This window comes from Polaromonas sp., from assembly GCF_010365105.1.
GTDB lineage: Bacteria > Pseudomonadota > Gammaproteobacteria > Burkholderiales > Burkholderiaceae_C > Polaromonas.
The window spans coordinates 58,939-67,101 of the sequence record NZ_JAAFGZ010000015.1; the positions used below are offsets into that span (position 1 = coordinate 58,939).

General features: G+C 59.3%; 6 protein-coding genes. 1 reads left to right on the forward strand and 5 read right to left on the reverse strand.

From position 1 onward, the window contains the following. Positions 1-16: 16 nt before the first annotated feature. The 5 genes from GZ092_RS11515 to GZ092_RS11535 are packed head-to-tail and all read right to left on the reverse strand — an operon-like array spanning position 17 to position 6,907. Entirely contained in the window at positions 17-1,384 is a 1,368-nt protein-coding gene (locus GZ092_RS11515; protein ID WP_293636554.1) for a TolC family outer membrane protein, read from the reverse strand. 4 nt (positions 1,385-1,388) lie between these two features. After that, positions 1,389-2,744, reverse strand: a complete 1,356-nt coding sequence (locus GZ092_RS11520; protein WP_293636556.1) for an HlyD family type I secretion periplasmic adaptor subunit — start codon at positions 2,742-2,744, stop codon at positions 1,389-1,391. A gap of 52 nt (positions 2,745-2,796) precedes the next feature. Continuing rightward, positions 2,797-4,548: a type I secretion system permease/ATPase gene (locus GZ092_RS11525; RefSeq protein ID WP_293636558.1), complete on the reverse strand. Its 1,752-nt coding sequence runs from the start codon at positions 4,546-4,548 to the stop codon at positions 2,797-2,799. A gap of 26 nt (positions 4,549-4,574) precedes the next feature. Beyond that, complete coding sequence (locus tag GZ092_RS11530; protein WP_293636560.1) at positions 4,575-6,326, reverse strand: type I secretion system permease/ATPase; 1,752 nt, start codon at positions 6,324-6,326, stop codon at positions 4,575-4,577. Next, positions 6,323-6,907: a hypothetical protein gene (locus GZ092_RS11535; protein ID WP_293636562.1), complete on the reverse strand. Its 585-nt coding sequence runs from the start codon at positions 6,905-6,907 to the stop codon at positions 6,323-6,325. Before GZ092_RS11535 ends, GZ092_RS11530 begins: the two co-directional genes overlap by 4 nt. 199 nt (positions 6,908-7,106) lie before the next feature. On the opposite strand from GZ092_RS11535, the gene GZ092_RS11540 reads away from it, so the two are divergent. Next, positions 7,107-8,163: glycosyltransferase family A protein (locus GZ092_RS11540; RefSeq protein ID WP_293636564.1), on the forward strand; the 1,057-nt coding region annotated here is incomplete at its 3' end.

The window sequence follows — 8,163 nt, forward strand, 5'->3', positions numbered from 1 at the left end:
TTCATGGATTTCGGGTTCAGGGCATGAGCCAGGCGTTGATCTCGTCGATAACCTCGGTCCTGGGGCCGCCGGCCAGCGCCTGCAGCCGCACGCGGGAAATCAGGTACACATAGCGCGCCTGCGCCAAGTCGCGCCGGGCCTTGGCTGCTTGCTGCTCGGCATTGAGTGTGTCGTTCAGCGTGCGGCTGCCGGCCTCGAAGGAGCGCCGGTTGGAAAGGACGACCTGTCCGGTGGAGCGAACCGCCTGCTCCAGCGCCCGGACCTGCAGCACGCCTTCGGTCACGCCGCGAAACTCCTTGTGAACCCGCACGCCCAGGTCGCGGCGCAGCGCTTCGAGCGATTGCTCTGCGCGTTCCTTGTCTGCCAGCGCCTGACGGATGGTCGAGTTGACATAGCCGCCGGCAAACAGCGGCACGCTGAGTTGCAGGCCGATGGATTTGTTGGTGTAGCGGTTGTTCACGCTGGTCACCGTATCGCTCTCGTTGCGCGAAAGCTGCGCAACGGCATCGAGCGTCGGGTAGTGGCCAGCCTCTGCTTTTTCCACTTCAAAGCGCGCGGTTTCGACCTGTGCCTTGAGCGAACGGATTTCCGGGCTGCCGGCCTCGGCGCGCTCGGTCCAGTCTTCCAGCCGGTTTGGCGACGGCGGGCCCAGCACCAGCTTGCCGGCGTCCAGCGTGGCGAGTGAATCCACCGGCTGGTTGACCAGCGTCTGCAGCTGCCGGCGGGTGAAGTCCACGTTCTGCCGCGCTTCGAGTTCCTGCGCCACGTTCAGGTCGAGCACCGCCTGCGCCTCGTCGATGTCGGTGCGGGTGCCGGCGCCAGCGGCAAAGCGCTTCTTGGCCGCATCCAGCTGGGTGGTGTAGGCGGTTTTTTCCGTCAGCACCAGCGCCAATTGCTCTGCGGTCAGCAAGGCCTCGAAATAGGCACCGCTCACGCGCACGGCGACGTTCTGCACTTCGCGCTCCAGGATGGCATTGGCATCCTCGACCTGCGCCTGCGCCTGCCGGTAATCAGCCATCTGGTACTTGCGGAACAAGGGCTGGCGAAGCGTCAGGGCCGCGCTGCTGCTGTTGTAGTTCCGGTCGGTCGTGACGGGCTTACCCAGGAAATTGGGTTCGGTGCTTTCCAGCGCGTTGCGGTTGCGCGAGGCGCTGGCCGAAAGGTTGGGCAGCAACTGCGCGCGTGTCTGCGGAATGCGCTCGCTGCGCGCAGCGGTGGCTGCCCGGGCAGCGCGCAGGCTGGCGTCCTGCTCCATGGCTGCGTGGTAGGCCTGCGACAGGTCAAGCGACCAGGCCGATGTACACAGCGGTGCGCAGACGAGTGCGGCAAGCAGTGCCGAGCCGTTCAAGGCGCGGCGCGAAGTTTTGTAAATGGCTGATGTCACCGTGTCATTCCTCATTCATCGAGGCTGCAATGCGCTTGGTCAGCGGGTGCAGCAGGTAGGTCAACATCGAGCGCTCGCCGGTTCTTAACACCACTTCGACCGGCATGCCCGGCTGCATCTGGCGCTTGCCCAGTTTCGTCAGGCCTTCGGGCGTCACGACAACGCGCGCCAGGTAGTAACCCGCGCCGGTCTGCGGGTCGGTCAGCAGGTCGCCCGACACCGACAACAGCTTGCCCTGCACCACCAGCTGGGGCGAGTGCGCAAAGGACGCGAAACGCACATCGACCGGCATGCCGGCATGCACGCTGTCAATCAACTGAGGCAGGATACGGGTTTCAAGCAGCAGCGACTCATTGGCCGGCACGACATCCAGTATCTTTTGTCCAGGGCCAATCACGCCGCCAACGGTTTGCGCCGCCAGCGCCACCACCTGGCCTGCTGCGGGGGAGCGTATTTCGGTGCGCGACAGGTCATCCTGTAATGCAAGGAATTTGCCGGCATCGCTCAACACTTCGCGTGTCACGTCGGCCAGCTGCGTCTCGACCTCCTTGCGGTATTCCTGCTGGCGGGCAATGGCGCGCTGCCGCATTTCGGCCATGGAGCTGCGTGAGCGGATGGTATTGCCCTGCAGCTCCGTCATCGAGGTGCTGGATTCGGAAACCTGGCGCTCCAGTTCGAGCTGACGGTTGCGCGGCACATAGCCGTCCTTGACCAGACCGCGCGTGTTGGTCAGTTCTTCATTGAGCAACGAGAGCTGGTTTCGCCGGCTGACCATCATGCCTTCGTAGGCCACGGTCAGCCCCTGCTGCCCCTGGATGCTTTCCTGGATGGACTGCAGGTCGGCCTGCAGCGCTGCCTTGCGTGAGCGGAACAGCTGCTCCTGGTTCATCATTTGCTGCTTGATCAGCGGGTCGCCGGCGGCGGCCACCAGGTCTGGGTGAAAGCTGATGGCGGACTGGCCTGCCTGCTCGGCCAGCAGGCGGCCCTGCATGGCGCGCAGGCCCAGGTAACGCTGGCGTACCGCCTCGAAGTTGGCTCTGGCCGCCGCGTCGTCAAGCTTCATCAGCAGCTGACCCTCCTTGACCTGGTCACCTTCGCCGACCAGCACTTCCTTGATGATGCCGCCGCTCAGGTGCTGTACCGACTTGCGCTTGGTGTCGATGGCCACGTGTCCCTGGCTGGGCACGCCCTCGTCCAGCGGCGCCAGTGCGGCCCACAGCAAAAAGCCGCCAAAGCCGATGCCAAGGGCCCACAGGCCGACTCGACCCGCGTGGCCCAGGTCTGGCGAGGGGGCCTTGTTGGCCCCGGTTTCCGGTAGGGCAGGGACGGGCGGGTGTTTCAGGATGTTGGATGTAGCCATGGCAGGTTTCGGTGAAAGAGGGAAATAAAAAAAGCGGCAGTCTGGCGATGCGTCATGCAGGCTGAGGCGACTCAAGGGCAGGAGCGGGTGGCGCCGGCGGTGCCGACGGCCTGGACGCCTTGGCCGGCCTGAGCGTTGCCAACACCGTGTCCTTGGGGCCATCGGCAAAGATTTCGCCGTCGCGCAGCAGGATGAGCCGGTCGGCCACGGCAATCGCGCCCGGACGATGAGTGATCAGGATGACGGTTTTTCCCTTCGCTTTCAGCGCCTGGACGGTTTGCAGCAGCGCAGTCTCGCCGGCGTCGTCCAGGTTGGCATTGGGCTCGTCCAGCACGATCAGGGCCGGTTCTCCATAAATCGCCCGTGCCAGTCCGACGCGTTGCCGCTGTCCGCCTGACAGCAGGCCGCCTGCTTCGCCAATCGGCGTGTCATAACCTTTCGGGAAGCGCAAGATCATTTCGTGCATGCCGGCGCAGCGCGCTGCCTCGATCACCTTGGCTGAATCGACATTGCCCAGCCGTGCAATGTTTTCTGCAATCGAACCCTCGAACAGCTCTACATCCTGCGGCAGGTAACCCAGGTGCGGACCGAGTTCGGTGCGGCTCCAGCGTTCCATCGGCATGTCGTCCAGCAGCACTTCTCCAGCAAGATCTGGCCAGATACCGACCATGGCCCGTGCCAGGGTGGACTTGCCCGATCCTGACGGGCCAAGAACGGCGACAACCGTACCCGCTGGAACGGCAAACGAGATGTTTTTAAGGATGGGCGTCTCCCGGCCTTCGGCGCTGGCCACCACGCGGCGCAAGGTGATGGCGCCTGTGGGTGCCACGCGGCTCAGGGCTGGATCGCGCTCAGGGTAGTCGAGGAGCAGCTTTTCCAGTCGCCCGAATGCGGCGCGGCTCGTGACAAAGCCGCGCCAGGTTCCCACCAGCTGGTCAATCGGCGCCAGCGCCCGTCCCATCAGTACGTTGGCGGCAATCATGGCGCCGGGAGACAGCTGGCCGTCAATGACCAACAGCGCGCCTGCACCCAGTGCCAGTGACTGCTGGCTGTAACGTATGAATTTGCTCCAGGCGGTGACGCGGTGCGTCAGGCCCAGGGCGGAGGAGTTCTTGCCCATCCAGATCTGGTGCTTCTGGTTCCAGCGTTTTTGCAGGTTGCCGATCATGCCCATGGACTCGAGTACCTCGGCATTGCGCAGCTTGCTTTGCAGGTAGCTGTTGGTTTCGCTGGCCGCCGTGGCCGCCTCTTCAGCGGGCGCCACGGTATGCCGATGCCCAAACCAGGCCAGTGCCGCCTGCACCACAGCAAAAATCAGCGACAACATACCCAGCCACGGATGCAGGAGGAAAGTGACTGCAATATAGATGGGCGCCCACGGAGCATCAAACAGCGCAAAAATTCCATTGCCGGTGAGAAATTGCCTGATCTGGATCAAATCTCCGAAAGCCCGGGAAGGCGACGTGGAGGACTGGCTCAGGTAGGCCTCAAAGCTGGCGTTGAAAACACGCGTGCTGAGCTGCTCGTCAAAGCGCATGCCGGCCCTGACCAGCACCCGTGAGCGCAGCCATTCCGAGCAGGCCATCACGCCAAACAAAAACAGGGTGATCAGCGACACCGCAACCAGCGTGAGCTCGTTCTGGCTTGGGATCACCCGGTCGAACACCTGCAGCATGTAAATGGTGGGCGAAAGCATTAGCAGGTTGCTCAAAAAGCTCAAGATGCCGACGATCAGGAATTCCTGCCTGAATGCCCACAGGGTGGCAGTCAGTTCGCTGCGCTGGAAGAAGGCGATTTTTTTCATGGGATGTGTGTTTTCACGTTCTGGATTCAGGCAGTGGCAAGGGGAGCGGGGCGCGGCTGCCTGGGAGCCTGTGCTGCCTGGGTCGCCTGTTCATTGGCTTTTTTCAGTGCTGCCATCACATCATCTCGAGGGCCGAAGGCCTGCATGATCCCGTCCTGCAGGATCATCATTTTGTCGGCCACGGCCAAAACGCTTGTGCGGTGCGTCATGACCACAAAGGTCGTGCCGCGTGCTTTCAACTCGACAATCGCGGCGGCCAATGCCGCATCGCCTGCCTCGTCCAGGCTTGAATTGGGCTCATCTAGAACCACCAATACCGGGTCGCCATAGATCGCGCGGGCCAAAGCCACTCGTTGCCGTTGCCCGCCTGACAGCCTGGCGCCGTCGCGACCGACCTGACTTTCATAGCCTTGGGGCAGGCTCGTGATGAAGTCGTGCAAGCCTACTGCCTTGGCCGCTGTGGTCACCTTGGCCATACTGACTTCACCGAAGCGTGCAATGTTTTCAGCCATGCTGCCTTCCAGGAGTTCAACACCTTGCGGCAGGTAGCCCAGGCAGGGGCCCAACTCGGCTTTGTTCCAGGTGAAGACATCGGCGCCATCCAGTCGTACCTTGCCTCCTGCGGCAGGCCATAAACCGACCAGCAGCCGCGCCAGCGTGGTCTTGCCAGACGCCGAGGGTCCCACGACCACCAGTACTTCTCCAGGGTTCAGTTTGAAGGCTACATTCTTGATGATTGACGCGTTTCCTCCAGGCGGGCCGGCCATGAGGCTTTCAACCTGAAGCTGGCCCCGTGGCGCTGGCAGCGGCATTGAATTCTGCGTGGCGGGTATTGCGCTCAGCAAGCCTTCAAGTCGTTGCCAGGCATCGCGGACATTGACTACCAGTTTCCACTGGGTCACGATCTGGACCAATGGCGCCAGCACCCGGCCGCCCAGGATTGATGCGATCAGCATCATGCCCGCGCCGCCATTGAGCTGATTGCGCAGCAGCAGCCAGGCGCCAAGCCCGAGCAGCAACGATCCCATGGTGGTCTGCAAAAACTTTGTCAGCGCCTGGTAGCAGCCTGCATTTTCGGAAGCAATGGCCTGCAAGCCAAGAAACTCCCGCTGCTTGCTCATCCAGCGGCGGTGAATGTCACGCAGCATTCCCATGGATTCGATCACCTGCGCATTGCGCAACGTGCCGTCTGCATACTGCTGAGCGGCCGACGCACTGCGGTTGGCCTCCATCAGCGGCGGTCGGGTGCTTCGCTCATTGAGCCAGCCCACAAAAACCTGCAGGATCGAACCCACCAGGGCAGCCCATCCCAAAACCGGGCTGATGGCAAACACCAGCGCCAGGAAGACCAGCGAAACCGGCGCTTCCATAAGGGCCAGCAGCGGTGGCGATCCCAGGAAATCCCGCAGCGTCCGGAAATCGTTCAGCGGCTGAAGGCTGCCGCCAGGCATTTTTTTCAGATTCGCCTGAAAAATCGCGGAAAAAATACGTTCGCGCATCTTCTCGTCAAGCGCCTCGCCAGCCTCTTGCATGATCTGGGCGCGTGCCCATTCCAGCACTTCCATGACCATGTAGGCACCCAGCACTGCCAGCGTCAGCATGGCCAGCGTAAGGTGATTCCGGCTGTTCACCACCCTGTCATACACCTCAAGCATGTAGCCGCTTGGCGCCAGAATCAACAGGCAGGAAATCACACTGAACCAGGCAGAGCGGACAAAATAGGGCCGCAGCATCATGACTGCCTGGCGTAATTCAGAAGGTGTTTTGTGGGTAGTCATGGGGTCTCGTCAATCGTCACGTATTCAGGAATTTCACCGGTGTCCAGCCCTTCGGAAGAAGGTGTTTCCTTCTCGCCCAAAGGCTTTGAGAAAAGGAATGACAGTTCAAAGCCGTTAGCAGCCGTTCTGGATAGAACAATTTCGCGCAGTTTTTCCTCATGAAAACTCGCCTCGTCCTGAGGCCGCAAGGCCAGATGAAAGCGGATTCGTCCATCAAGCGTGTACATGGAAAGCTGCCCATCCCTGACGCTGAGCGTATGGCGGTCGAAATAAACGGGGCAACTGTCGGTAAAGCGCAGCAGCGGCAGAGCCTTTTCTCCCAACCGGTTCAAATTGAAAGGACTGTCAGGATGCTGGTACACCAGGCGGCTGGTGCGTGAAACGGAATAGATGGCGTTGCACACCATCTGCGAACCCATGGCGGGAAACTTTTCACGTAGTTTTTTGTACGCCAGATGATGCAGGGTGACACGGTTCCAGCAGCGAGTCGCCTGAACCAATGGCGCTAGCGTATTGCAGACTTGCCCGAATGCTTCCTGCAGTGCGCGCAAGCTGTCGAGCTGCGCTGGGGAGCCGTTCAAAGGAATGCGTAATATATAATTCATATAGGAAACAAATTGTATCCTGGTCCTATATGAATATTTACCAGCGCGAAAAATTTTTACAACTCCAATCACCTACACTTCTAAACTACAAAATCTTACTTTTGTAGTTGATGAAATCAAATTCAGTTGATTTTTTTTGCAACTAATCTTCAGTAAACCGTCCTAATTCACAAGCATGACGCTGACCCTCCCGCAACAGACAAAATTTGCTGATTTGCATTCCCTTCTCTTGCGCCCTAAAGTTTCCGTACTTATACGCACGATGGGGCGCTCTAGCCTTGCTGCAGCCGTAAATTCCGTGCGATGCCAATTGTTCAAGGATTGGGAGTTGCTGGTGGTCAATGCAAGCGACCAACCTTTGCCAATGTTGAAAAGTGTCGAGTTTGAAGCGATAACACGGTTAATTCAGCCCGGTGTTTTCCTTGATCGGAGTTCGGCTGCCAATATCCTTCTCGGCTCAGCAAAAAGTAAGTATGCGGTTTTCTTGGACGATGACGACTGGTTCTTGGAGGATCATCTAGAAAAGCTGCACACTGCTCTGGAGGCCGACAGTAGCTTGATTGCCGCCTATGGCGATGTAGAGTGCGTTGTCAGTGGCGACTCAGAAAATCTAAAGGCAACCCATTTCTTCGCGCGCGATTTTGACGCGACTGCCCTGCAGCTTCAGAACTATCTACCTATCCACTCAGTCATGTTTCGGATAGATAGCGTTGAAATGGCTCCAGTTAGTCGCTTTGCTCGTGAATTGTTACTTTTTGAAGATTGGGACTTCTGGCTACAGTTGACAGCAAAAGGGCGCTTTCAGCGGGTTCCTGGTATTTCCGCTGTTTATTCATTGAGTCCTGAGTTCGGTTCAGGCCATGCAGACGAGGAAAATGCGCAGCGGCTAGCGATGTTGGATCTGATTGGTGCACGTCAATTGCATCGCTGGGATCCCAGTGACGTTACAGCACTTATTCTGAATGAAGCCAGCCGTACTAACGAACTCAATCATGAAAAGCAATCTGCAGATTTAGCGAAGCAACAGGTTGCCTCGCTTGAGCGCCGCGTCGTCCAGCTAGCGCATCAGGTGGGACAACGAGAAATAGACTTTACAGAGCTTGCAGTTCAATTGGCGGATATCAAGCATAGCTTGAGCGAGCTAGGGGATTACTCCCGATTGCAGCAGCTTGAAATTGACACACTCAGCCATATCCGCATCGAGCATTTAAATTACTCCCGATTGCAGCAGC